General features: G+C 67.2%; 23 protein-coding genes and 1 tRNA gene. 8 read left to right on the top strand and 16 right to left on the bottom strand.

Annotation, left to right across the window (positions count from 1 at the left end; genetic code table 11):
- Position 1: 1 nt before the first annotated feature.
- On the bottom strand, positions 2 to 205 hold the full coding sequence (locus GGR25_RS21525) for a hypothetical protein (protein WP_183400916.1): 204 nt from the start codon (positions 203 to 205) through the stop codon (positions 2 to 4).
- Between the two features lie 227 nt (positions 206 to 432).
- Between GGR25_RS21525 and topA the strand changes: the two genes are divergently transcribed.
- The 3 genes from topA (at position 433) to GGR25_RS21510 (ending at position 7,384) form a co-directional block, all read left to right on the top strand.
- Positions 433 to 3,114 (top strand): type I DNA topoisomerase, encoded by a 2,682-nt coding sequence (gene topA / locus GGR25_RS21520; RefSeq protein WP_183400965.1) that lies wholly within the window; start codon positions 433 to 435, stop codon positions 3,112 to 3,114.
- A 128-nt stretch (positions 3,115 to 3,242) separates the two neighbouring features.
- The gene (gene rnr, locus GGR25_RS21515; RefSeq protein ID WP_183400915.1) at positions 3,243 to 5,636 is read left to right on the top strand and encodes a ribonuclease R; all 2,394 of its coding nucleotides are present in this window, start codon (positions 3,243 to 3,245) and stop codon (positions 5,634 to 5,636) included.
- A gap of 104 nt (positions 5,637 to 5,740) precedes the next feature.
- Positions 5,741 to 7,384: an acyl-CoA dehydrogenase family protein gene (locus GGR25_RS21510; protein ID WP_183400914.1), complete on the top strand. Its 1,644-nt coding sequence runs from the start codon at positions 5,741 to 5,743 to the stop codon at positions 7,382 to 7,384.
- On the opposite strand, the gene ruvX is transcribed toward GGR25_RS21510, so the two are convergent.
- The 3 genes from ruvX to GGR25_RS21495 form a co-directional block, all read right to left on the bottom strand.
- Complete coding sequence (gene ruvX / locus GGR25_RS21505) at positions 7,363 to 7,878, bottom strand: Holliday junction resolvase RuvX (RefSeq protein ID WP_183400913.1); 516 nt, start codon at positions 7,876 to 7,878, stop codon at positions 7,363 to 7,365. The two genes, GGR25_RS21510 and ruvX, sit on opposite strands and share 22 nt — an antisense overlap.
- Positions 7,879 to 7,881: 3 nt before the next feature.
- Complete coding sequence (locus GGR25_RS21500; protein ID WP_343068133.1) at positions 7,882 to 8,496, bottom strand: YqaA family protein; 615 nt, start codon at positions 8,494 to 8,496, stop codon at positions 7,882 to 7,884.
- Between the two features lie 155 nt (positions 8,497 to 8,651).
- Positions 8,652 to 10,079 (bottom strand): hypothetical protein, encoded by a 1,428-nt coding sequence (locus tag GGR25_RS21495; protein ID WP_183400912.1) that lies wholly within the window; start codon positions 10,077 to 10,079, stop codon positions 8,652 to 8,654.
- A 250-nt stretch (positions 10,080 to 10,329) separates the two neighbouring features.
- Here GGR25_RS21495 and GGR25_RS21490 point away from each other — a divergent pair, with 250 nt between their 5' ends.
- On the top strand, positions 10,330 to 11,031 hold the full coding sequence (locus GGR25_RS21490) for a metal-dependent hydrolase (RefSeq protein ID WP_183400911.1): 702 nt from the start codon (positions 10,330 to 10,332) through the stop codon (positions 11,029 to 11,031).
- A 52-nt stretch (positions 11,032 to 11,083) separates the two neighbouring features.
- Here GGR25_RS21490 and sciP read toward each other — a convergent pair whose 3' ends face one another.
- Positions 11,084 to 11,359, bottom strand: a complete 276-nt coding sequence (sciP, locus tag GGR25_RS21485; RefSeq protein WP_183400910.1) for a CtrA inhibitor SciP — start codon at positions 11,357 to 11,359, stop codon at positions 11,084 to 11,086.
- A gap of 313 nt (positions 11,360 to 11,672) precedes the next feature.
- Between sciP and mnmA the strand changes: the two genes are divergently transcribed.
- The 3 genes from mnmA to GGR25_RS21470 all read left to right on the top strand — a co-directional run bounded on the left by mnmA (position 11,673) and on the right by GGR25_RS21470 (position 13,732).
- The gene (gene mnmA, locus GGR25_RS21480; RefSeq protein WP_183400909.1) at positions 11,673 to 12,866 is read left to right on the top strand and encodes a tRNA 2-thiouridine(34) synthase MnmA; all 1,194 of its coding nucleotides are present in this window, start codon (positions 11,673 to 11,675) and stop codon (positions 12,864 to 12,866) included.
- 9 nt (positions 12,867 to 12,875) lie between these two features.
- Complete coding sequence (locus GGR25_RS21475; RefSeq protein WP_183400908.1) at positions 12,876 to 13,562, top strand: class I SAM-dependent methyltransferase; 687 nt, start codon at positions 12,876 to 12,878, stop codon at positions 13,560 to 13,562.
- Positions 13,563 to 13,655: 93 nt separating this feature from the next.
- Positions 13,656 to 13,732 (top strand) — tRNA-Met (locus GGR25_RS21470).
- Between the two features lie 116 nt (positions 13,733 to 13,848).
- Here GGR25_RS21470 and GGR25_RS21465 read toward each other — a convergent pair.
- Positions 13,849 to 14,652, bottom strand: coding sequence for an oxidoreductase (locus GGR25_RS21465; RefSeq protein ID WP_183400907.1), 804 nt, complete (start codon positions 14,650 to 14,652; stop codon positions 13,849 to 13,851).
- Positions 14,649 to 14,978 (bottom strand): nuclear transport factor 2 family protein, encoded by a 330-nt coding sequence (locus tag GGR25_RS21460; RefSeq protein ID WP_183400906.1) that lies wholly within the window; start codon positions 14,976 to 14,978, stop codon positions 14,649 to 14,651. The genes GGR25_RS21465 and GGR25_RS21460 overlap by 4 nt, the downstream gene beginning before the upstream one ends.
- 84 nt (positions 14,979 to 15,062) lie before the next feature.
- On the opposite strand from GGR25_RS21460, the gene GGR25_RS21455 reads away from it, so the two are divergent.
- Positions 15,063 to 15,449 (top strand): winged helix-turn-helix transcriptional regulator, encoded by a 387-nt coding sequence (locus GGR25_RS21455; protein ID WP_183400905.1) that lies wholly within the window; start codon positions 15,063 to 15,065, stop codon positions 15,447 to 15,449.
- Between the two features lie 22 nt (positions 15,450 to 15,471).
- Here the strand turns inward: GGR25_RS21455 and GGR25_RS21450 are convergent, their stop codons facing one another.
- The 9 genes from GGR25_RS21450 to GGR25_RS21410 form a co-directional block, all read right to left on the bottom strand.
- Positions 15,472 to 16,842 (bottom strand): GGDEF domain-containing protein, encoded by a 1,371-nt coding sequence (locus GGR25_RS21450; RefSeq protein WP_183400904.1) that lies wholly within the window; start codon positions 16,840 to 16,842, stop codon positions 15,472 to 15,474.
- 119 nt (positions 16,843 to 16,961) lie between these two features.
- The gene (locus GGR25_RS21445) at positions 16,962 to 18,542 is read right to left on the bottom strand and encodes an OpgD/OpgG family glucan biosynthesis protein (RefSeq protein ID WP_183400903.1); all 1,581 of its coding nucleotides are present in this window, start codon (positions 18,540 to 18,542) and stop codon (positions 16,962 to 16,964) included.
- Between the two features lie 289 nt (positions 18,543 to 18,831).
- Positions 18,832 to 18,993, bottom strand: coding sequence for a hypothetical protein (locus tag GGR25_RS21440; protein WP_183400902.1), 162 nt, complete (start codon positions 18,991 to 18,993; stop codon positions 18,832 to 18,834).
- Positions 18,994 to 19,032: 39 nt separating this feature from the next.
- Complete coding sequence (locus GGR25_RS21435) at positions 19,033 to 20,829, bottom strand: V-type ATP synthase subunit A (protein ID WP_183400901.1); 1,797 nt, start codon at positions 20,827 to 20,829, stop codon at positions 19,033 to 19,035.
- On the bottom strand, positions 20,826 to 21,515 hold the full coding sequence (locus GGR25_RS21430) for a DUF2764 family protein (protein ID WP_183400900.1): 690 nt from the start codon (positions 21,513 to 21,515) through the stop codon (positions 20,826 to 20,828). The genes GGR25_RS21435 and GGR25_RS21430 overlap by 4 nt, the downstream gene beginning before the upstream one ends.
- The gene (locus tag GGR25_RS21425; RefSeq protein WP_183400899.1) at positions 21,512 to 22,204 is read right to left on the bottom strand and encodes a hypothetical protein; all 693 of its coding nucleotides are present in this window, start codon (positions 22,202 to 22,204) and stop codon (positions 21,512 to 21,514) included. Before GGR25_RS21425 ends, GGR25_RS21430 begins: the two co-directional genes overlap by 4 nt.
- Before the next feature lie 10 nt (positions 22,205 to 22,214).
- A complete protein-coding gene (locus GGR25_RS21420) occupies positions 22,215 to 22,661 on the bottom strand; it encodes an ATP synthase subunit C (RefSeq protein WP_104217196.1) in 447 nt (148 codons plus the stop codon).
- Entirely contained in the window at positions 22,658 to 24,451 is a 1,794-nt protein-coding gene (locus GGR25_RS21415) for a V-type ATP synthase subunit I (RefSeq protein WP_183400898.1), read from the bottom strand. The genes GGR25_RS21420 and GGR25_RS21415 overlap by 4 nt, the downstream gene beginning before the upstream one ends.
- Entirely contained in the window at positions 24,448 to 25,056 is a 609-nt protein-coding gene (locus GGR25_RS21410; RefSeq protein WP_183400897.1) for a V-type ATP synthase subunit D, read from the bottom strand. The genes GGR25_RS21415 and GGR25_RS21410 overlap by 4 nt, the downstream gene beginning before the upstream one ends.

Genomic DNA, 25,056 nt, shown 5'->3' with positions numbered 1-25,056 from the left:
CTCAGCGCAGCTTCCTCTGTGTGCCCTGCTGGGCGGCCTCCTTCTCGGCCATGCCCAGCAGATAGGCAAGAAAACTGAGCTCCGCCCGTGTGGCAAGGCCTGCCAGTTCGGCAGTCATGCGCGCGATATAGTCGGCCAAGTCAGCTTGCTCGGCCCGACGGTCAGCGTCGCCGTGGCTCTTTTCCGTCTGCGACACCATATCCATGCTTCTCCACCGATCTCTAGGGGTGACGCCACATATAGTTGCATAAATGAAATTCAGCAATCAATGAGGGTTTGATCCGGCTTTTCTCGGCTTGATTGACACGCCGGGTGCTTTCCGGGATTGTCCTGCCCGAACGCGTTCCGGCCTGCGGCCCGGCGCGACGTCTCGCTTGCGCTGGTTCGGCTCCATGCGGGACCGTCCGATCCGGCCTTTTGCAAATGGCACACATGAATCTGGTCATCGTCGAATCGCCTGCGAAGGCGAAAACGATCAACAAGTATCTCGGCTCGGCCTATCAGGTCGTCGCCTCCTATGGTCACGTCCGCGACCTTCCGTCGAAGGACGGCTCGGTGCTGCCCGACGAAGATTTCGCGATGAGCTGGGAGGCCGATCCGAAGTCGGCCAAGCGCCTGTCCGATATCGCGGTCGCGGCCAAGGCGGCCGACCGGATCATCCTCGCAACCGACCCGGATCGCGAAGGCGAGGCGATCTCCTGGCACGTGCTGGAGGTGCTCAAGCAGAAGCGGGCGATCAAGGACAAGCCGGTCGAGCGCGTCGTGTTCAACGCGATCACCAAGCAGGCCGTGCTGGACGCGATGAAGAATCCGCGTCCGATCGACGAGGCGCTGGTCGATGCCTATCTGGCGCGCCGCGCTCTCGATTATCTCGTCGGCTTCACGCTTTCGCCGGTGCTCTGGCGCAAACTGCCGGGCGCCCGTTCGGCGGGGCGCGTGCAGTCGGTGGCGCTGCGCCTCGTCTGCGACCGCGAGAACGAGATCGAGACGTTCAAGCGCCGCGAATACTGGTCGTTGGTCGCCCGCCTTGCCACGCCGCGCGGCGACGAGTTCGAGGCTCGGCTCGTCGGCGCCGACGGCAAGAAGATCGCCCGCCTCGATGTCGGCACCGCCGAGGAGGCCGAGGCCTTCCGCAAGGCGCTCGACGCCGGGCGCTATTCGGTCGTCGATGTCGAATCGAAGCCGGCCAAGCGCCATCCCTTCGCGCCCTTCACCACCTCGACGCTGCAGCAGGAGGCGAGCCGCAAGCTCGGCTTCGCGCCGAACCGCACCATGCAGATCGCCCAGCGCCTCTATGAGGGCGTCGACATCGGCGGCGAGACGGTCGGTTTGATCACCTATATGCGAACCGACGGTGTCGACATGGCGCCGGAGGCGGTCGCTGCCGTGCGCGGCGTCATCGGCGAGGATTTCTCGGCCCGTCATCTGCCCGGCGCGCCGCGCCGCTACCAGGTCAAGGCGAAGAACGCGCAGGAAGCGCACGAGGCGATCCGTCCGACGGATCCGCAGCGTCGTCCGCGCGAGGTCGCCCGCATGCTCGATGCGGACCAGGCCAAGCTCTACGAACTCATCTGGAAGCGCACCGTCGCGAGCCAGATGGAATCGGCCGAGCTGCAGCGCACCAGCGTCGATATCCTGGCCGAAGCCGGCGGGCGCAAGCTCGACCTCCGCGCCTCCGGTCAGGTCGTGACCTTCGACGGCTTCCTCGCGCTCTACAACGAGGACCGCGACGACGACGGCGACGAGGACGAGGGCCGGCTGCCGCGGATCGAGAAGGGCGAGAGCCTCGAAAAGCGCGCGATCGAGGCGACGCAGCACTTCACCGAGCCGCCGCCGCGCTACAGCGAGGCGACGCTGGTCAAGCGCATGGAAGAGCTGGGCATCGGCCGTCCCTCGACCTATGCCGCGACGCTGACCGTGCTCCGCGACCGCGAATATGTGCGGATCGAGAAGAAGCGCCTCGTGCCGGAAGACAAGGGCCGCCTCGTGACGGCCTTCCTGCAGAGCTTCTTCGCGCGCTATGTCGAATATGACTTCACGGCCGATCTCGAAGAGAAGCTCGACCAGATCTCGGCCGGCGAAATCGCCTGGAAGGACGTGCTGCGCGAGTTCTGGCGGCAGTTCTCGCTGGATGTTTCCGAGACCAAGGAATTGCGCGTCGCGCAGGTGCTCGACGCGCTCAACGACCTGCTCGGACCGCACATCTTCCCCGACAAGGGCGACGGAACCGATCCGCGCGCCTGCCCGTCCTGCGGGGCGGGACGCCTGTCGCTGAAGCTCGGCAAGTTCGGCGCCTTCATCGGCTGCTCGAACTATCCCGAGTGCCGTTATACGCGCCAGCTCGCCGTGACCGGCGAGGAGGCGACGCCCGGCGAGGGCGGCGAGAACGGCTCCGCGCTCGGAACGGACGGCGTCAAGGTTCTCGGCAAGGATCCGGAGACCGGCCTCGACGTCACGCTCCGCTCCGGCCGGTTCGGCGTCTATGTCCAGCTCGGTGAGGCCGAGGGCAAGGAGAAGCCGAAGCGGGCCAGCCTGCCCAAGGGCTGGGAGGCCGCGAGCCTCGATCTCGAACGCGCTCTGGCCCTCCTGTCGCTGCCGCGCGATGTCGGCGTGCATCCGGAAGACGGCAAGCCGATCCAGGCCGGCATCGGCCGCTACGGCCCCTTCGTGCTGCATGACGGCAAATATGCCAATCTCGACAGCGTCGACGAGGTCTTCACGGTCGGCATCAACCGCGCCGTCGCGGTCATCGCGGAGAAGCAGGCGAAGGGCGGCCGTCCGGCGCGCGCCTCGGCCGAGCCCTTGAAGTCGCTCGGCGAGCATCCGACATTAAGCGGGCCGGTGACGGTGCATGCGGGCAAATATGGCCCCTATGTGAAGCACGGTGCCGTCAATGCGACGCTGCCCAAGACGCTTACCCCCGAGGCTGTGACGCTCGAAGCCGCCGTCGCCCTGATCGCCGAACGGGCGGCCAAGGCGCCGGCCACCAAGACGCGCGCTGCATCGAGCCGGCCGAAGGCAGCAGCGCCGGCGAAAGCCGCCTCCAAGGCAGCCAAGCCTGCCGCCAAGGCGGCGCCGAAGAAGAAGACAGCCAGCAAGGCTGGTGCCGAGTAGTCGGCACCGCCCCTCATTGGTGCTAGAGTTCCCCGGCCCGGCCTGCGCGCGGCGTCATGCTGCGCGGCGGGCCGCCGGCCTTATCGGGCCTCGGCTCCATCCATTCTTGAACCCTACGGAATTCCTATTTGGCCAAGACGCCAGAAGACAAGACATCAGAAACCAGGACCAAAACCCGGCGCGAAAAGCCCGCCGGCGCCCGATCGGGCGCTGCGAAGGCCGCGACGGCATCGAGATCCAAGAAGGCTCCCTCCGAGCACCGCAATGACGGTTTGCCGTCGCGCGAGGAATTGCTCGCCTTCATCGCCGAACATCCCGGCCAGGCCGGCAAGCGCGAGATCGCCAAGAGTTTCGGCATTTCCGGCGGTGGCCGGATCGCGCTCAAGCGCATGCTGAAGGAACTCGGCGAGGAAGGCCTCGTCCGCAAGGACCGCCGCCGCCTGTCCCGTCCGGGCGATCTGCCCTCGGTCAGCGTGCTCGTCATCCTCGATCGCGACAGCGACGGCGATTTCATTGCGCAGCCGGTGAACTGGGACGATCCCAAGGTCGGCCCGCCCCGCATTCTCATCGAGCCGCATCGCGGCCGGCCGATCACGCCGGCGCCCGGTATCGGCGATCGCGTGCTCGCCCGCGTCCAGCCGGCGGAGAAGGACGAGAGCGACGTTGCCTATACGGCGCGCGTCATCAAGGTGCTGGAGAAGCGCCCGCCCTCGATCCTCGGCGTGGTCAAGTCGATCGAAGGCGAGATCCGCATCATCCCGGTCGACCGCAAGCAGAAAGAGTTCATCGTCGACGCCGAGGATCTGAACGGCGCGATGAATGGCGATCTGGTCGCGGTCGAGATCAAGCGCACCGGCCGCTTCGGCCTGTCCCGGGTGCGCGTCGCCGAAGTCGTCGGCGCGGTCCACAGCGAGAAGGCCGTGAGCCTGATCGCCATCCACGAACACGACATTCCCCACATTTTCCCGGACGCCGTTCTCGAAGCCGCGGAAAAGGCCAAGCCGGCTCCGCTGTCCGGTGGGCGCGAGGACTGGCGCCACGTGCCGCTGGTCACGATCGATCCGGCCGACGCCAAGGATCATGACGACGCGGTCTATGCCGAACCGGATACCGATCCGGAGAATCCCGGCGGCTTCCTCGTCACGGTCGCCATCGCCGATGTCGCCTGGTATGTGCGCCCCGGCTCGCCGCTCGATCGCGAAGCGCTGAAGCGTGGCAATTCGGTCTATTTCCCCGATCGCGTCGTGCCGATGCTGCCGGAGCGGATCTCGAACGATCTCTGCTCGCTGCGTGAGCGCGAGGAGCGGCCGGCGATCGCCGTGAAGATGCAGTTCACCGCCGAGGGCAAGAAGAAGTTCCACTGGTTCCACCGCATCATGATGCGGTCGGCCGCCAAACTCGCCTATCCGCAGGCGCAGGCGGCGATCGACGGGCGGCCGGACGACACGACCGGGCCGCTGCTGGAGCCCGTGCTGAAGCCGCTCTGGGCGGCCTATGAGGTCATGAAGCGGGGCCGCGATTCACGCGAGCCGCTCGATCTCGACCTGCCCGAGCGCAAGGTGATCGTGGGTGCGGACGGGGCGATCGAACGGATCGTCGTGCCGGAACGGCTCGATGCGCATCGCCTGATCGAGGAGTTCATGATCCAGGCGAATGTCGCGGCGGCGGAGACGCTGGAACGGCGGAAGTCGCCGCTCGTCTATCGCGTCCATGATGCGCCCTCGCTGGCCAAGCTGGAGGCGCTGCACCAGTTCCTGACCTCGATCGAACTGAACCTGCCGCGCAGCGGCAATCTGCGCCCCAGCCATTTCAACCTGATCCTCGACAAGGTGAAGGACAGCGAGCACGCCGCGCTCGTCAACGAGGTGGTGCTGCGCTCGCAGAGCCAGGCGGTGTACAGCCCCGAGAATCTCGGCCATTTCGGCCTCAATTTGCGCCGCTACGCGCATTTCACCTCGCCGATCCGCCGCTATGCCGACCTGATTGTCCATCGCGCGCTGATTCGCTCGCTCGAGCTCGGTGAGGGTGGGCTGCCGGATGGCGCGGAGCGGGATCTGGAGGCCATCGCGCAGGAGATCTCGGGCGCCGAGCGCCGTGCCATGGCGGCCGAGCGCGAGACGATCGACCGCCTCGTCGCGCATTGGCTCGCCGATCGGATCGGCGCGACCTTCAATGGCCGGATCGCGGGCGTCACGCGCTCGGGCCTGTTCGTGAAGCTCGACGAGACCGGCGCCGACGGCTTCGTGCCGATCGGCTCGCTCGGGTCGGAATTCTACCAGTTCGACGAGGCGCGCCATGCGCTGATCGGCGCGCGAACCGGCGAGATGCATCGTCTCGGCGATCAGGTCGAGGTCAAGCTGGTCGAGGTCGCACCGATCGCCGGCGCGCTGCGCTTCGAGCTGATGAGCGAGGGGCGGCGGCTGCCGAAGGGGGATCGGAAGGTCGCGGGCTCGTCCCAGCGGTCGGGGTCCTTCCGGCCGGGCGGCTCGTTCAAGCCGCGCCCGGGCGGCAAGAAGCGTTGAGCAATCGAGGGTTAGAAACTGTGGGACAAGACACCTGTCCCTTTTCCGCCTATTAACCTTGTGTCGGCACACTCGCGCCGGCAACTGAGGGGGACTGGAGAGGGATGGTTTCGCCCGACTTCGAGACGCATGAGGTCAGCAACCAGGTCTCTCCAAGGTCCGGGGTCAACCTCTATTCGTCGGATCCCGTCCTTGCGGCCCTGATCGAGGGCCTGCCGCAGGCCGTGCTCGAACAGCTTTCGAGCCACGGCGCGCAATGGGGCTCGGCCGAAATGGCCGATCTCGCACGCCTCGCCAATTCGATCCCGCCGGTGCTGAAGTCGCATGACCCGACCGGCCGGCGCATCGATACGGTCGAATATCACCCGGCCTATCACGCGCTGATGCGCCGCAGCGTCTCCTCCGGCATCCATGCCTCGATCTGGGACGCGAGCGGCGCCGAGGCGAGCGTGCGGGCCGTCGCGCGGGGCGCGCGGCTCTATATGACGGCGCAGGTCGAGCTCGGTCATGTCGGCGTCATGTCGCTGACGAGCGGCGGCATCGCCGCGCTCGCGCATTCGCCGCAGCTCGCGCAGGCCTGGCTGCCCATGCTGCGCTCGCGGCGCTATGATTCGCGCGTGCTGCCCGCCGAGCAGAAGAGCGGTGCATTGCTCGGCTTCGGCACGACGGAGAAGCAGAGCGGCTCGGACCTTCGGTCCGGCTCGACCCGCGCCGATCCGAGCAGCGACGGCACCTATCGCCTGACCGGCCATAAGTGGTTCGTGACGGCGCCGATGAGCGATGCGCTGCTGGTGCTCGCGCAGACGCTGGAAGGGCTCTCGCTCTTCCTGGTGCCGCGCTACATGCCGGACGGCAAGCGCAATCCCTTCCGCCTGATGCGCATCAAGGACAAGCTCGGTACGCGGTCCACCGCGACCGGCGAGATCGAATTCGCGGGCACGGCCGGCTATCTCGTCGGCGAGGCGGGCCGGGGCGTTTCGACGATCGCCGAGACGGTGACGCTGCTGCGGCTCGATCAGGGCCTCGCGGCGGCGGGCCTGCTGCGCGCGGCGCTCGCCGAGGCCGTCCATGTCGTGCGCCATCGCCGCGCCTTCGGCGCGCCGCTGATCGACCAGCCGCTGATGACGCGCGTCCTCGCCGACATGGCGCTCGACGTCACCGCGGCGGCGGCGCTCGTCTTCCGCCTCGCCGAAGCGATCGACCGCTCGCACGACAATCCCGCTGAGGCGGCCTTTGCGCGTCTGATGACGCCGGTCGTCAAATACTGGATCGCGAAGCTCGCGCCGCCGCTGATCGCCGAGGCGATCGAATGCGCGGGTGGCAATGCCTATGTCGAGGAGGGGCCGATGGCGCGCCTCTACCGCGACGCCCTGGCGCCCGCGCTGATCGACGGGCCCGGCAATGTGCTCTGCCTCGACGTGATGCGCGTCATGCGGCGCTCGTCGGAGCCGCTCGAGGCGGCGCTGCGGGTGATCGAGGATGGGCTCGGCCAGGCCGCGCGCTCGACGCTCAACGTGCTGCGCGCCGCGACGGCCGTGGCGCTGGCCGACGAGGGCTCCGCGCGTATCCTGACGGAACAATTGGCCATGACAGTGGCGGCCGCGACGCTCCGCCGCCGCTTCCCGGCCGTCGTCGCCGATGCCTTCCTGGAATCGCGCCTCGGCAAGCCCTGGCGCTCGACCTATGGCATGCTCGACGCGCGCTTCGACGCCCGCGCCTTCCTCGACTATGTCTGCCCGAGGGGCTGATCGGCTTCGTCTTCCCGGTCCTGCTCGATCTTCCTGAGGCGGTCCAGCGCACCCTGCAGGATGAACGCCGCCGCCATCTTGTCGACGAGCTCGGCGCGGCGCTTGCGGCTCGTATCGGCCTCCAGCAGCGTGCGCGTGACCGCCACGGTGGAGAGGCGCTCGTCCCAGAAGGCGACCGGCAGGTCGATCTTGGGCAGGAGATTGCGCACGAAAGCGCGCGTCGCCTGGGCGCGCGGGCCCTCGCTGCCGTCCATGTTCAGCGGCAGGCCGATGACGATCGCGGCGGCCTGGCGCTCGCCGAGCAGCGCCATCAGCGCCTCGACGTCGAGCGTGAACTTCTTCCGTTCGATGAGCTTCAGCGGCGAGGCCATGCGGCGGCCGAGATCGGAGATCGCGACGCCGATTGTCTTGGTGCCGAGGTCGAGCCCCGCGATCGCCGCGGTTTCCGGTAGCTCTTCGGCGAGTTCGGCGAGTTCGGCGACGCGTCCTGTCATCGCTCAGATATAGACGATCAGGACGAAGCCGAGCACGACCAGGGCCGTGCCGGCGATCATCACCTTGTTGAAATGCTCGTCGATGATCGCGCGCGCCTGCGGACCGAAGCGGTAGAACAGCCAAGCCACGATCACGAAGCGCAGGCCGCGCGTGACGATCGAGGCGACCACGAAGGTGACGAGGTTCAGATGGACCACGCCCGAGGCGATCGTCACCAGCTTGAACGGGATCGGCGTCAGGCCCTTGGCCACGATGATCCAGCCGCCCCACTCGTCGAAGCGCGTCTGGAAATTGTTGAACGCGTCCTGCAGGTGGTAGAAATCGATGACCGGCTTGCCGACCACCTCATAAAGCCCCGCGCCGATCGCATAGCCGGCGAGGCCGCCGATGACCGAGCCGAGGGTGCAGACGAGCGCCGCGATCCAGACGCGGTCGCGCCGGGCGAGGACGATCGCCGCCAGGATCGGATCGGGCGGAATCGGGAAGAAGGACGCCTCGGCAAAGGAGACGGCGGCCAGCAGCCAGAGCGCATGCGGCCCGGCCGACAGTTCCATGATCTTGTCGAAGGCGCGCTTCATGAGGCCGCGGCGTTGGGCGGTCGATTCCAGGTCCGTCACGGGGGCTCCTCTGGCTGTCAGGCTCTTATCGGCGATCACGCGCCTGCGGGCAACCTGCAGCCGGGCGCTCGGTTCACGAAAGGCGGACATCTCCGTCCCGCGGCAGTGGAGCGAGCGCCGGGTCGGCTTGCTTCCCGAACGCGGCTTGCTTTGCTTCAGGCTAGCTCGACCAGGATCGGCTCGGAGATCTCTTGCAGCAGTTCTCCGCTGCCTGCATCGACATAGCGATCTCCCAACCGCACGAAACTCCTGGAGTCGGCGAAAAGCGTTGCGATCGGTCCCGGCAATCCCACGCGGGCGGCTAGATGCTCGGCAAGGACATGCAGCAGCAGAGCCTTGTCCCGATCCGTTCCCGAACGGAAACGCAGCGTCTCGTCCGGCATCGCGATACGGCTGCGACTGCCGAAGATCGACGTCGTGTCGTCGATGGATGCCAGGACGGCGAGGGCATCCTCGATCGTCGACAATGTCCCGGCCAGCCGCCGAGCATTCGGCTGGTCCCGCGCGACCGCCAGATAAGGTTCCGTGTCGATCATTGCGGTCGAGCGAAAGGCAAAAAGCACGCCCTGGGAAGCCTCGTCGGTCGCGTCGCCGAGCATCCGGTGAACGTCCTCCAGGCTGGGCGCTCCGAGGAGCAGCCTGAGATAGCGCGCCAGAGGGTCTTCCGGTTGTCTGATCCACGGCCGCGACAGGGCTGTCTCGACCTGCCGCAGGCGCACGCCGAAGAAGCTCTCCATCTTCGCGACGATCTCGTTGAACTGATCGTCCGGCAGATTGGTTTCTGCGGTTTCCAGATCGAATGTGCCTGCAGCGGAGATGATGCGATTCATATCCGCATGGAGCCGGTCGAAGGCCTGCTGCGCATCGCCCGCGTGCGACTGGCTCACCAAACGCCGCCAGTCCTCGGCGAAATAGAGCCGGTTCTTGCCGTAGAACCACCACGGTTCGCCGTCTCCGCTCCAGCCGAAGGCGGAGGTGTGGGACGGGCTGCTCAAGGCGACGATGTGAGCGATGGCGCCTCGGGGCATGGTCATGGCCAGAGCCGCGAAGATGGCTGTCTCATCGACGCATGAGGTCACGCCTCGAACCGAGGCATGCGACTTTCCGGTCAATCGCCTGTTGGCCCGAACAAGGTCGATGTTGCCATAGACATAGGCCGGAAAGTGCCCTTCGCCGATCCGGTCGATCGCGGGCTGAAGGGCCTCGGGCGGTATATCGCCGGACCGGATCCTGGCTTCGAAGGTGCCGAGGATGAGCCGCAGCGCCGCATCGACCTCATCGTCGCCGAGCCGGGACCGCTCCTCCGCAAGATCGATCTCGCCATAGAGGTCGACAACCTGCGCGACGTGAAGATGCTGGAAGTTCCGGTCGAGAAGCTTCTGGATTTCCGCGATCAGCGACCGGCTCGAAGGCTGGCCGGCCTCGGCCTCCTGCGCGACCCGACCCTGTATCTTTTGCGAGAGTTCCCAGGTGGCGGGCGAGAGGAGATTGCTGGCGACGAGGTAGAGCAGCAGGTTGGGATCGGCATAGGCATCGAAGATGTTCGGCGCCACGAGCGACTTGAAACGAGGGATCGGAATCATCAGGTCATCCTGGCATACGGCCGCGCGGACACCGATCGAAGCACGCGCATTCTCGCCGCCGCGCAGCCATCGCCGTGGAGTGTTACCGCGGATCAAGTCATAGCAGCTCGCGGTTATCGAGCCATTGGTCCGCAGAAAGCATCGACGCCGATTTACGCCTGGCCTCGTCACGGCGCGCCAATCGCCAGTCGCCTGCCGGGAGAATCCCTTTTATGAGTCGGGCCCCAGTCCCCTCCGATGGAGCCTCCCCATGCAGCTTACCTGGCTCGGCCATTCCGCGTTCCGCGTCGAAATTCCCGGCGCGGTCATTCTCATCGATCCGTTCTTCAGCGGGAACCCGACCTTCCCCGGTGATACCGAGGCGGCGACGCAGGGCCTCACCCATATCGTGCTGTCCCATGGACATGGCGACCATCTCGGCGACACGCTCGCCATCGCCAAGTCGACCGGCGCGCGCGTCATCGCCGATGCCGATCTCGTCTCCTTTCTCGGCGCGCATGGCGCGGAGAACCTCGATCCGATGAATACGGGCGGCACCACCGACCAGGACGCATTTCGCGTCTCGCTCACAGTGGCGCACCATTCGTCCGGCTATCTCACGCCCGACGGTATCTCTCACGCGGTCGGCCATCCGCATGGCATCGTGATTCGGGCCGAGGGCGAGAAAACGCTCTATCACGCCGGCGACACCGACATTTTTTCCGACATGGCGCTGATCGACGAGATCTACGAGCCGAAGATCGGCATCCTGCCGATCGGCGATCGCTTCACCATGGGCGGCAAGATTGCGGCGCTGGCGGCGAAGCGCTTCTTCCATTTCGAGACGGTGCTGCCGTGCCACTACGGCACGTTCCCGCTGCTCGACCCGACGGCCGATCGCTTCGTCGAGGCGATGGCGGGGTCGCAGACGCGTGTGCTGGTTCCGGCCGCCGGCGAGACGCTGTCACTTTGACAAAGAAAAGGGCCGGTCGAGGCCGGCCCTTTTCTTTGAACCCGAAGTGCAGTTACTGCCGATACTGCTGGATCCGCGTCGTCCTGAGGCCGGCAAGGCCGTGCTGGTCGATGGATTGCTGCCAGGAGATGAACTCCTCGACCGTCAGCGTATAGCGCTGGCAGGCCTCCTCGAGGCTCAGCAGGCCCCCGCGCACGGCGGCCACGACCTCGGCTTTGCGCCGAATGACCCAGCGCTTCGTATCCCGCGGCGGCAGGTCCGCGATCGTCAGCGGACTTCCGTCCGGTCCGATCACGTATTTGACCCGCGGACGAATTTGATCGGTCATTCTACACTCACACTCAACCTGACCTTGTCGTAAGTGAGAGTACGAAGCGGCTCTTAAATTTTGCCTAAGCGCAAACCGACAATTCGCGAGGATATTGAGCGATTTGCTTGGCGGACCCGCTTTGCCGGCATTGGCCGGCCCGCAGACGCGCCGCGCGAGGAATCTCGACGGCTCAACGATTCCGCAGCGCTTTGCCTTGAAGATGGCTCGATCGAGGCTATATTCGCCGCGGTTCCGGCGCTGCGCGTCGGCGTTCCGTCCTGGCCGGCCCCTGTGTGCCGTGACCAAGGCCGAGCAGGCAGGGACAGCAGCCATGTTCAACAGCCTCGACCTTCCGGGTCGCCCCGAAGACAATCGGGTTGTCGTCGCCATGTCGGGCGGGGTCGATTCGTCCGTCGTCGCCGGAATGCTGAAGCGCGAGGGCTATGACGTCGTCGGCATGACGATGCAGCTCTACGATCATGGCGAGGCCACGCACCGGCCGGGCGCCTGCTGCGCGGGCCAGGACATCCATGATGCCCGCCGCGTCGCGGAGCGGCTCGGTATTCCGCACTATGTGCTCGACTACGAGGATCGCTTCCGTACCTCGGTCATCGATCGCTTCGCCGAGAGCTATATGGCGGGCGAGACGCCGATCCCCTGCGTCGCCTGCAATCAGACGGTCAAGTTCTCCGACCTGCTCGCGACGGCGCGTGAACTCGGCGCCGCGGCGCTCGCGACTGGACACTATGTTTCGACCCGCCGCCTGGCCAATGGCCGGCGCGGGCTGTTCCGTCCGGCGGATCTTGCGCGCGACCAGAGCTATTTCCTCTTCGCCACCACCGCTGAGCAGCTCGACTTCATCCGCTTCCCGCTCGGCGGCCTGACCAAGCCGCAGACGCGCGACATCGCCCGTGAGCTCGCGCTCGAGATCGCGGAGAAGCCGGACAGCCAGGACATCTGCTTCGTGCCGGGCGGGCGCTATGCCGACGTTATCGCCAAGCTGAAGCCCGGCGCGGCCGAGGCCGGCGATATCGTGCATGTCGATGGCCGCGTGCTCGGCCGTCACGACGGCATCATCCATTTCACCGTCGGCCAGCGCCGCGGCATCGGCGTTGCCCAGGGCGAGCCGCTCTATGTGGTGCAGCTCGATGCGGATCACCGGCGCGTCGTCGTCGGCCCGCGCGAGGCGCTTCTCGTCCGCCGCCTCGTGCTGCGCGACGTGAACTGGCTCGGCGACACCGCGCTCGACGAGCTTCCCGAGGACGGACTGCCGATCCTCGCGCGCGTGCGCTCGACGCGCCAGCCGCAGCCGGCGCGGCTGCATTGGGTGGCGGGCGAGGTCGCGGTCGATCTGCTCGGCGAAGAGACGGGCGTCGCGCCGGGCCAGGCCTGCGTGTTCTACGCCGATGCGGGGGAGGGTGCCCGCGTCCTCGGCGGCGGCTGGATCCGCCGCAGCGAGCGGGCTGCCGGGACGGAACAGCATCCCGCCACGATCATTGAGCATAAGGCCAGGCTGGCGGTCTGAGGGAGAGAGATGCCGGATTTCTTCGAGGATGTTGCGCGCAAGTGGAAGTCGTTTTCCGGTGCGCAGCGGTCGCCGCGGATCGACGAGGAGGCGGTTCGCTCGACCTATGCGCGCTGGGCCCCGATCTATGACGTCGTCTTCGGCGCCGCGTTCCGCGCCGGACGCCGCGCCGCGGTGGAGACGGTCAACCAGCTTCCGCCGGGCCGTATCCTCGAATGCGGCGTCGGCACGGGCATCTCGCTGCCCTATTACGACAGCGCCCACCGGATCGTCGGTATCGATCTGAGCCCGGAGATGCTCGATATCGCGCGTCGCCGCGTCGAAGAGGCCGGGCTTTCGAATGTCGAGGATCTCGCGGTCGCCGATGCAGGCGACCTGCCCGACCCGTCCGACGCCTATGACGCCGCGGTGGCGATGTTCGTGATGACCGTGGTGCCGGATCCGAAGGCGGTCATGTCCGAACTCATCCGCGTGACGCGGCCGGGTGGCGCGGTGGTGCTGGTCAGCCATTTCCCGGACCAGAAGGGCTGGCGCAAGTGGATCGGCCAGAAGCTCGCGCCGATCTCGGCTTCGATCGGCTGGCATACGGATTTTGCCGTGGAGCGGATCCTCGGCCGCGACGAGCTCCGCCTCGTCGAGCGCCGCCGCGTCGGTCCGCTCGGCTTCTTCACGCTGCTGGTGTTCGAGCGGCTGTGAACGGACCCCTCCGCGCGCATGTCCGCGCTTGACAGGCTTCGCGCGCGATCCCTATAAGCTGGCCAATCTCGCAGAAGCGGGATGGCCTTTCGGGGCGGGGTAGCTCAGCTGGTTAGAGCAGCGGAATCATAATCCGCGTGTCGGGGGTTCAAGTCCCTCTCCCGCTACCAACTTTCTCCTTCCATGTTCTTTTATTTGCAGCGCCCGCCGCTTTCGGCAGTGGGTGAGCTTTGCCGACCGGGGCTGAGCTCCGGCCGGGACGCACAGACGAGGAGCCGGCGGGGGCTTAGACCGTCGGAATGGTGCCGCCGTCGATGACGTATTCGGCGCCATGGATCGATGCGGCGCGGTCAGAGGCGAGGAAGGCGACCAGTTCCGCGACTTCTTCCGGCCATGCCGGCCGGCCGATGGGGATGCCGCCGAGCGCGGCCATGATGCCCTGCCGGGCCGTCGCCTCGTCAGTGCCGCCGCTTTCGGCGAGCCTCTGCACCATATGCTCCGCCGCCGTCGTCATGATCCAGCCCGGCGAGACGGTGTTTACCCGCACGCCCTTCGGCCCGAGTTCCTTCGAGAGTGACTTGCTGTAGCTGGCCAGCGCCGCCTTGGCTGCGGCATAGGCGATGGTCGATTCGTGGAGCGGCAGCCGGCGCTGGATCGAGGCCACGTGGAGGATGACGCCGGTGCCGCGCTCGATCATGGGCGGCGCCAGGAGGCGGTCGAGGCGGACGGCGGCCAGCAGGTTGAGATTCAGCTCCTGCTGCCAGAATGCCTCGGTTGCGGCCGTGAAGCCGCCACCGGGGGTGCTCGATCCGCCGAGGCAGTGGATCAGGATGTCCAAGGTCCCGAAGCGTGCCGTCACGGCATCCGCGGCCGCCGCGACCCCGTCGGGCGTGGCCAGGTCGGCCCGGATGACAAGGTCGGCGTCCTCCGCGGATTCGGGGGCATTGCGGGCGCTTGTCGCCGTCTGCGCGCCGGCGGCCTTCAGGCGGCGCATGATCGCCGCGCCGGCGCCCTTCGTCCCGCCGGTTACGAAGACGCGCTTGCCGGAGAATTCGGTCGGATCGATCCTGAATGACGGGGCGATGGTCACGGCGCGATCTCCAGGCGCGTGATCAGATCGTCGGCGAGCGTGAAGCTGAACCGCAGCCGGATCGGGCTCCCCGGGAAGGTGCCGGAGACAGCGGCGACCACATCCACCCTGTCGTCGGCGGACGAAAAGCTTTCGACCTCGGCGATATCGGCGTATCGCGCAAAGGTCTCCTCCATCCAGGCACGGATCGCGGCGGGACCGCGATAGTCCTGCGCCTCGTCCCGCGCCACCGCCGTGTGGGAAAAGCCGGAGACTGCGCGGGCGAAATCCCGTTCATTCTTGCCGGAGAAGTAGAGTTCGACGGATTTTGGTAGTTCTTGTGTCATCGACGACGTCCTTGTTCGATGGGAACACCTGAGACCCTCTTTGCGGGCCTTGCTCTCGGACGAAGATGGACGTAGGCTGAGTTTATGACAAGAACTGACGAAAAAGTAAGGTACTTACCAAAAAGTAAGGACCTGTACCCCACGCCGAGCGCGGGCGCCGCGGGCGTCGAGAACGTGCTGCGCATCCTCGAAGGGCGCTGGAAGCTGGTCATCCTGTTTCATCTGTTCGGCGGACAGGTGAAGCGCTTCTCCGAGCTGGAGCGGGATATTCCGGCGATCTCGCAGAAGATGCTGATCCAGCAATTGCGCCAGATGGAGACGGACGGAATCGTCCGCCGCATCGTTCATCATCAGGTTCCGCCCAAGGTGGAGTATTGCCTGACCGATTGGGGACAGGCGCTGTGCCCGGCGCTCGACGCGCTCCTTACCTGGGCGGCCGCCCGCCCCGGCGAGGCCGACACGATCGCGTGACGCGGGAGCAGCGCGACGTGCCTCAGGCCGCGCTGTGCACGCGGTTCCGGCCCGCATCCTTGGCGTGATAGAGCGCGTCGTCGGCACGCTCGATCAGGAACTCGGGGTCGGGATGCCCCGCATGCTGCGCGACGCCCGCCGACACCGTTATGTGCGGCTTGCTCTCGCCCGCCTTGAACTCTCTTGCATCGATCGTGGCACGGATCCGCTCGGCGATTGCCGCCGCGCCGGCGCAGTCGACCTCGACCAGGACGATCAGGAATTCCTCGCCGCCATAGCGGAATAGGAAATCACTCGGGCGAACGCTGTCCATCAGCACTTCGGCGACCTGCCGCAGAATCTGGTCGCCGGCCTGATGGCCATAGGTGTCGTTCAGCCGCTTGAAATGGTCGATGTCGAGGATGAGCAGCGACAGCGTCGTATCGTGCGTGTTCGCGTAGCCGATCTCTCGCGACAGGATCGACGACAGGAACCGCCTGTTCAGGACGCGCGTGAGCGGATCGCGGCCATTCTCCATCGCGACGAGGCGTTGGAACATCTCGCCGAGCAAGAAGGCGATCTCGTCGACGGCCGTCTTCAGTTCCTTGAAGAGGCCCGTCCGGACCGCCGGGTCACCGCCGGCGATGCGCGGCAGGATGCGGCCGTCGATCCGCTCCATCGCCTCGGTGATCGACTGGAGTTCGGGCGCATGCTCGAACATGATGCCGGCCCGATGGCGGATCCAGAACCCGAAGGGGGAGCCTGCGAGCGGCTGCAGCGCCGGGACGTCGACGTCATCGAGGAGCTGGAACAGCGTCGCCTGCGCCCATTGCATCAGGCTGGCGCGCTGGCTCTCGCGTTCGAGATTGACGTCCTGGTCGAGCGAAAACAGGCGATAGGCCTCGTCCTGCCGTGCCCGCGTCTCGGTGGCGGCGGCCTGCGAATCGCTCATCAGCGCGAGCGACTGCTCGATCTGCTCGACGGCCGTGGCGAGACGGGTGAACCGCTCCTCGAACGTTCCCGGAGAGGTGCGGATGAGATCGACCAGGCGCGTGCGCAGCACGGCGGCGCCCATGAGGACGAGGCGGAAGGGGATCTTGCTGCGCGCATGGATCGCACCGATCTTGCGCTGCTTCTGCCCATAGGCCTCGCGATCGGCCGGCGCGGCGTCGGAAAAGAGGTCGCGCAGCCAGGCCGCCAGCGACGTCTTCAGCCTGGTCTGGACGATCTCGTGGCTGAGAAACGAACGCGCCTCCTGGTCGTCGAGCAGGGCGGCGTAGAAGGCATCGGCGAGGTGCTCGGCGTTCCGCTCGACCAGTTCCGACAGGGCGTCGCGCGTCGCGCGCTGCTGCGCACGGTCGCCTTCGCGCCAAGCCATGCCCTCGGCCGGGTTCATCATGCCATGCGCGCGCATCTGCGATTCCCATCAGCGGTGTCGACTGCCGGGACGACTCCCGGAAGTCGTTTCAGCTTCTACCGCAACCGGGGGCGCGTGGCATTATCGTCAGAGCGCCTTCCGAGATGCCTTCGGCCTCAAACCGGGCTCTGCGCCGGGAAATACTGGTAGAGCCAGGTCTCGGTGAGCGCCCTGCCATCCTTGCCGCGCACGAAGAGGCGCATATCCAGCGGCTCGTTGCCCTCGACGACCGTGTCGAAGAAGGCGCGGTAGAGGCCGGGCTCGCCGGCGACGACCGGATAGGCGTCGGCGAGCGAGACCTTGCCGCGGGAAAGCGTGATCTCCGGCGTTCCGTCGCCGCGCTTGAGGCTGGCGACCGCCTCGCCGCGGAAATCGATCACGAAGCGCACCGCGCCCGGCGGCCGGGGCTGGCCGGGAATGCCGCCGACACCGACATAGGTTCCAACCACGCGGCCGAGATCCGCCGGGAACGGCTCGTCGGCGCCCCAATAGAGCCGATAGGCGAAATCGAGCTTCGCGCCGGGCGCCACGACCTCGTCCGGCACCCAGTAGACGACGATGTTGTCGTCGATCTCGCGATCGGTCGGGATCTCGACGAGTTGCACCTGGCCCTTGCCCCAGTCGCCCTTCGGCTCGATCCAGACGCTGGCGCGCCGGTCATAGAAGACGCCGTCGTCCTGATAATGCGCGAAGTCGCGGTCGCGCTGCAGCAGGCCGAAGCCGCGAATGCCGGAATCGAGGAACGCATTCGTCGAGACGGACGGCGGATTGTTGAGCGGGCGCCAGATGCGCTCGCCCGTGCCGGTCCACATGGCGAGGCCGTCGGAATCATGCACCTCCGGCCGCCAGTCGATCGCCCGCTTCCGGATCGTCTCGGAGTACCAGTACATCGAGGTGAGCGGTGCGACGCCGAGCCGCTTGATGGGCTTGCGCGGATAGAGCGAGCAGTCGACGTCGATCAGGACCGTCTTGTCCTTCGAGGCGACCATCTTGTACGCGCCGGTGATGCTGGGGCCGTCGAGCAGGCAGTAGATAATGACCTTGTCCTCGACCCCCGCAATGCGCTCCAGCCAGAAATGCGAGAAGCGCGGGAATTCTTCCGTCGCGTCGGGCAGGGCCGTATCGATGGCGATGCCGCGTGCGGAAAGGCCGTATTGGTCCAGCGCGCCGGAGGAGCGGAAATAGGAGGCGCCGAGGAAGGCGAGCCAGTCGGTCTTCTGCGAGGGCGCCTCAACGCGGAAGCCGGAGAAGCCGATATCGTCGGGAAGCTGGTGCGCCGGGTGTTTGGCCGGAAAGTCGAAATAACGCTGCCGGTAGAGGATCTCGCGCGCCTTGCCGTCCTCGACGGCGTAGATCAGGCACGGCTCCTGGAAATACTTGCCGAGATGGAACAGCTGGATCGGCGCGCCGCCCTTGCCGTCGCCCCAGAGCGCGTAGTCCTTATTGAAGACGATCGCCTGGAAATTGTCGTAGTCGATCTTGTCGAGGATCGCGCCATAGGGCGAGCGCGCATTCACCCAGGGCTTGCGGGCATTCTCGGCCGCCATCGCCTTCAGCGTATCGAAGGAGAACGGCTCCGCCGGACCGAAGGCGAGCCCCTTGTCCTCCTCGGCTGCATGGCCGGCGGAGGGAAGGGCGGCCGCGGCCATGGCGGCGAGGATCGTGACCAGAGTGTCGCGGCGCGTGGGGTGGCTCATGGCGTCTCTCGTAAAGGTTGCAATCGGTTGGCCCCGACTGCCGTTGCGCAAGGCAATAGCACGGCCTTACGCGGTTGCGTAGAGCCGGCTAAGGGCGCTTTCGCGGCATGATGATCGCGGGTTGAGGGCGACGATCGCGCCGGCTGGCCGCCATCGTTCCGAGCTAGGTATGGGCGCTACGGCGTCTGCGAACATTCTGCTCCCGAAGCGGGCGCGGACTCGTGGTTTCGCCGCGTATGGGCGTGCGATCAGATCGTGCGACGTGCGGTCAGGTGTGGTGGCCCGACATTCAGCGCCCATGCGAGCATTGCTCGCGGGCCTTGGTGCCGCCGGGGCCGCAGGCGTTGGGTGCCTCCATGGCGCGGAGCGCCGGGGAGTTCGGATCATAGGTGCAACTGGCCAGGCTCGGCAGGGCGATCGACAGGATCAGGATCGCAAAAAGGGCTCTCATCGTTGCCTCCTCTTCATAAGGGCACTCCCGGCCGGCGCGTCAGGGCGCCGACTTGTCGAGTGCCTCCAGATCTGCGATCAGCCGCGCCTCGTCCCCCGAGCCGGGCGCGGCATAGTTGAGGTTCTTGAACAATCCGGCGAGCTTGGTGAAATGCTGGCGCGCCGCTTCCTTGTCGGCGAAGGCGTAGCGCCGTGTCGCGAGGTGATGGACGCGGTCGAACATGGCCTGCTGCCGCTCGATCGGCGCCGCCTGGTCGATATCGTCGAAGGCGTCCTGCTGCAGGAACACCATGTCGAGGAAGCGCGCCGCCTCGGCTGCCACGAAATCCTCGAGGCTGATGCCTTCCTCGCCGGTCACCTGCTCCATCCGCGCGACCTCGTCGCCGCGCTGGAGGAGGGCGGTCATCGCGTCGACCCGCTCGGTCCAGTCGGGCGCCAGGTTCTTCGCGGTCCAAGCGGCGAGCTGGCCGCGATAGCGCGACCAGGACAGCAGCGGATCGATCGCCGGATAGAAGCGCTTGTAGGCGCGGTCATAGGAGAGGCCGAGGAAGCAGGTGACGGCCGCCAGCGTCGACTGCGTCACCGGCTCCTCGAAATTGCCGCCGGCCGGCGAGACGGAGCCGATGATGGTCAGAGCGCCGACCGAGCCGTCATTGGTCTCGACGACGCCGGCGCGCTCGTAGACGCTCTTGATCGAGCTGTCGAGATAGGCGGGGAACGCCTCCTCGCCGGGAATCTCCTCGAGGCGCCCGGAGGTTTCGCGCATCGCCTGCGCCCAGCGCGAGGTTGAATCCGCGATGACGAGCGTGCGGAGCCCCATCTGCCGATAATATTCGCCGATCGCGATGCCGGTGTAGATCGAGGCCTCGCGCGAGGCGACCGGCATGGACGAGGTGTTGCAGATGATGACCGTGCGGTCCATCAGCGAGCCGCCCGTGCGCGGATCCTTGAGGCGCGGAAATTCGGTGATGGTCTCGACGACCTCGCCGGCCCGCTCGCCGCAGGCGACCAGCACCACGACATCGACGTCGGAATGGCGCGCGATCAGGTTGAGCAGCACCGTCTTGCCGGCACCGAACGGGCCGGGAATGCAGGCCGCGCCGCCCTGCGCGATCGGGAAGAAGACGTCGACGATCCGCTGCTTGGTGATCATCGGACTGTCGGGGAAGCGGCGCTGCGAGAAGCCGGCACGGATGATCCGGCGCGGCAGCGGCTCGCGCACCGGCCAGTCCTGCGCGAGACGGATCTCGCGCTCGGCGCCGGAGGCGGCCTTGAGTCGCGCCACCGGCTCGTCGACCGTCACGGCGCCGTCGCGGATCCAGGTGATCTCGAACGTGTCGTCGAGATCGAAGGGCACCATGATCTTGTGGGTGATCGGCCCTTCGGGAACCGTGCCGATCGCGTCGCCGCCGCGCACCTTGTCGCCGGAGCGCCGCGTGGCCGTGAAGGACCATTTGACGGCGGGATCGAGGCCGGGCGCCTCGACGCCGCGCGGCAGGAACACGCCATGACCGACGGCGAGCGCCTCCAGAGGGTTCTGCAGCCCGTCATAGACGCGGCCGAGCAGGCCGGGGCCGAGCTTGACGGAGAGCAGCCGTCCCGATTGCTCGACGCGATCGCCGAGGCCGACGCCGCCCGTGCTCTCGAAGACCTGCGCGTCCGCCTCGTCGCTCTCGACCCGCAGCACCTCCGCCTTCAGCCGCTGGTCCGGCGCCCGCGCCGGAACGATGTAGATGACCTCGTTCTTCACGAGGCGTCCGTTCTGCGCGTCGTCGAGCCGGAGGCGCACGATGTCCTCCTGGACGGCCGTGATCCGTGCGGTGGGGGCTGCGGTCATGCTGCGTCCTCATAGGCTTGCGACTTCGGAAGCGCGGCTTCCAGAAGCTGCGCGAAGCGCGCCGCGGCGGCGTCGGCGTCATAGCGCGCCCAGCGATCGGCCAGCTGCCAGCGCATCAGGTAGAAGACGACGGCCTCGAAATCGAACTCATGGCCGAATTCGTGCCGCCCGGCGGCGCGCCAGGTCGTGTCGAGGATGAGCCGTTCGAGACCGGCGCTGTCGCCGGATTCGAGCTTCTCCCGGGCCGGACCGATCCAGGGCATCTGGTGGCCGAGACCGAAATCGGGCTGGCTCCAGTTACGGCGGATCGTTTCGACCTGGCGGCCGATGCCCCAGAGCGTGCCCTGGGCCGGTGCCGGCTCGCCGGCATGGCGGCGGCGGAGCGCCGCGATCACCGTGCGGATCTCCAGCCTTTCGAGGGCCGCGGCGCGCAGCGTGGCGCTGCGGATCGCGGCAAGCGTGCGCTCCGCACGCGCCATATAGGCCGCATCGTCCTCGCCCGTATCGATGCGGTTCCACGACAGGATCGCGGCGATCGCCTCCAGTTCGGTCCGGTCGTCCGGCTCCAGCAGCTTCAACCGCTCGGCGAGCCGGGCCGGATTGATCGGCAGTTCCTTCTCGCCGAGCAGCCGGATCGAGGGCAGGCTCGCCATCAGCATGACGTAGCGATCGGCGATCGGTCTCATGTGACGACGCCTTCGAGCAGGGCGCGGAAGCGGGGCTGCATGTGCACGAGCAGCGCGTCGGCGACGGCCTTGTCGGTCACGTCGATCGAGATGCCGCGATCGGCCATGACGATGCGGATGCCGCCATCGGGGTCGTCGGCGCGGCCGAAGCGGACGCCGTCGCGCAGCATGTCGGCCGTGAAGGCGGCGACGAAATGGGTGAGCGTGCCGGCGTGCAATTCCTCGGGCTTGCGGCGGAGATCATCGAGGCCGACCACGCTGCGCGGCAGCAGCAGTTCGACATCGGCGGAGGCGTCGACGCCGCTCTCCTCGCGCACGCGGCCAACCAGGGTCAGGATCATGCGCTTCAGCATTTCCTCGTCGCGCATGGCGCCGGCAATGGCCTTGCCGACCTCGTCGGCGAGGCGGCGGGTCAGGCGCTCCTTGAGCTGGAGCGTGACGTCGCGCGCGGCTTGCTTCAGCGCGTCCTCGCCCGCCCGCTGGAAGGCGTCGGCCTGCTTGCGTGCCGCATCGATCTTCGCCTTCGCCTCGGCTTCGGCCTTCTCGATGATCGTTCGCGCTTCGGCTTCCGCGCCCGCGACCAGCCGCTCGGCCTCGGTCTTGCCGGCGGTGACGCCCTGGTCGCGCAGCCGGGCGATCAGCGCCTGGACGCCGGATTCTGTCTTCTGAACGCTGCCGTCGGCGGCCATGTCTGCCTCCTCAGCCCTTGATGTTGCCGGCGAGCACCAGCGCGAAGACGAAGGTGAAGACGGCGAAGCCCTCGACGATCGCCGCCGGGGCGAGCGAGAGGCCGAAGATTTCCGGCTTGCTCTTCGAGGCGGCGATGGCACTGGCGCAGGCCTTGCCCTGCCAGACGGACGCATAGGCGAGGGCGAGCCCGGTCAGGATGCCGATGCCGAACAGGCCGGCGCCGTTTTCCGGCGTGATCGTCCGCTGCAGCGAGAACATGACGACGATGCCGTAGATGACGGTCGAGGAGGGGATCGCCGCCACGCCGACGAAGCGGCCATAGCCGCTGTCGGTCTCCAGCATCGCCCCGATGGCGGCCTGGCCGGCGATGGTGACGCCGATGGCGCTGCCGATCGCGCCGAGGCCGACCGGCGCGAACACGCCCAGCCAGCCGAGAATGACCATGAGCTCGTTCATTCGGGGATCTCCCTCTTGGCGAATGCGCGGAACGGATAGCCCTCTTCCGAGAGGCCCCAGCCGAAGAATTCGATGTAGTTGAGGCGCAGCCCATGGACGACGCCGCCCATGATGCCGATCACGAAGTTGATGGCGTGGCCGAAGGCGAGGATCAGGATCGCCGCGAGCAGGCCGAGGCCCGGCCGCGAGAATTGCAGGCCGCTCGCCATGCCGTTGAAGGTCTCGGCGAGCGAGGCGCTGGCGAGGCCGAGCGCGAACAGGCGCAGATAGCTCAATATGTCGCCGAAGAGCTTGGTGATGCTCGTCAGGCCCATGAAGCCGTCGGCGACGCAGAGCAGCCAGTCGGTGGCCGTTTTGGCCGGCCGCGCGGTGGCTGAGCCGACGAAGACGGAGGCGAGGCCCGCACCGACGAAGGCGCCGCCGCCATGGTTGAGGCTCCCCGCGCCGAGCCACAGCATCAAGCCGCCGAGGATGACGGCGAGCCAGCCGATCGGCACCAGCGCCCTGAGGCTGCTCCGGGCGAGCCAGGCAGTCGCGGCGAGCGCGATGCCGACATGCACGGCGCCGATCACGACGGAGAGCTTCATCATCTCGTCGAAATTGGTGATGTGGACGATGGCGATCTTGGCGAGGAGGCTGCCCGCTCGTGGGGCGACGCCGAAATAGGAGCCCGCCAGCACGCCATAGATGAGCGATGCGCCGGCGATGACCGCCAGCATGACGCGCATGCGCTGTCCGGACGCTGTCTCCCCCATCCTGCGCCAGAACCAGGCGGTGATCAGGCCGATCACGACCGCATAGCCGGCGTCGGCCATGATCATCGCGAAGAAGATCGCGAAGGAGGTGAAGACGACGAAGCTCGGGTCCCAGGCGCCATAGGCGGGCGTCGTGTAGAAATAGGTGAGGTCCGCGCCGCCGCCCAGGCGATCGTCCTTCGGCCGCAGCAGCGTCGGCGGGCGGTCATTCACCGTCGGCGTCTCGACCAGCACCGCGAGCCGCCGCTCCTCCGCCAGCGCTTCGATCGCCGCGGCGCTTTCCGCTGGTGCCCAGCCCTGCACGGCGAACAGCCCGTCCGTGTCGAGCGTGCGGCCGGCGACGTCGCGCCGCTCGTCGGCATCCTCCGCTTCGGCTAGTTCCGCGCCGAGCAGCAGGCGCCAGCGGGTCAGCTCGCCGCGCTCCGCCTTCGCCTTGTCGAGCGCGATCTCCGTCTCTTCGAGTTCGGCCCGGAGCGCGTGCAGCGGCTTGGCGCCGAAATGGGTGCGCGGGACGGGCAGCAGGCTGGCGGGCGGCTCGTCGGGATGGATGACCACGACGAAGAGATGCGTCGTGTCGCGGCCAACGATCGCCCATGGCAGCTCCACCGCGTCGAGCGCCCGGCGCTCCTTGAGCGGCAGCACATAGAACCAGAGCCGTTCGCGGCCGAGCGCATCGATCGGCGGGAAGACGATGTCGCCCCAGATCGCGACATCCGCGATACGGTGGACGAGATCGTCGCGAAGGTCCGAGAGGCGGCGCAGGTGACGGCGGTTCTCGTTGATCTTCGCAACCACGGCGGCGAGGTCGAATGTCCTGCCGGGGCGGTAGTAGCGTCGCTGCTCGGGTGAATCGGCGATATGGCGGAAGGCGGTCCGCGCGCGGTTGCGCTCGGCGGCGTCGGTCGGGGCGAGGGGATCGGCGACCTTGAGCGGGATCAGGTGTAGCACGCCGAGCCGCTGCAGTGCTTCGAGCGTCGCCTCCTTCTCCGGCAGGGGGCCGCAGACGGCGACCCGCTTCATGGGGACGATGCTCATCGCGCGCCTCCCGCAGCCGTGCGGCTGCGCTTGGCGATCTTGCCGGCGACGACGGCGGCACGCTCATTGTCGCCGAGATAGACATTGATGCGGCGGATATTCGCCTCGGCCTCTGGGATCAGCACCTTGTCGAAGAGATTGACGCGCTGCGTGATCGTCGCGACCGCCTTTTCGAGGATCGCGAGGCGCTTCTTGGCGATGTCGACCTCGATCCGGAGGCGGATCGCCTCGGCGAGGCGCGCGACCACCGCATCGACCCAATGCGGGCGCACCATGCGGCCATAGGGCTTCTGGATGATCTCCAGCTGCTCGATGACCGGCAGGCGGATGCCGGCGACGTTCTCGACGCCGAAGCGGACTTCGCCCAGCGTCACCAGCCCGCTGACGTCGATGCGTTCGTCCGCGAGCATGGGCAGCGCGTCGCCTGCGGCCTTCGCCGCGCCGGCGACTTTCGCTTCGGCATCGCCGATCATCCGCGCCGCCCGTACCCGCTCGCTCATCAATTGCTGGCGCTTCAGGTCGAGCGCCGGCAAATAGCGGCGATAGGAGGTGAGGTTGTCCTTCTCCTTGCGCAATTGCGACTTGCTGAGCGGGACGCGGGCCAT

The organism is Kaistia hirudinis, from assembly GCF_014196455.1.
In the GTDB taxonomy this organism is placed as follows: Bacteria; Pseudomonadota; Alphaproteobacteria; order Rhizobiales; family Kaistiaceae; genus Kaistia; species Kaistia hirudinis.
Note: the sequence above shows the minus strand (reverse complement) of the source record. Positions and strands in the feature narration are given on the sequence as shown.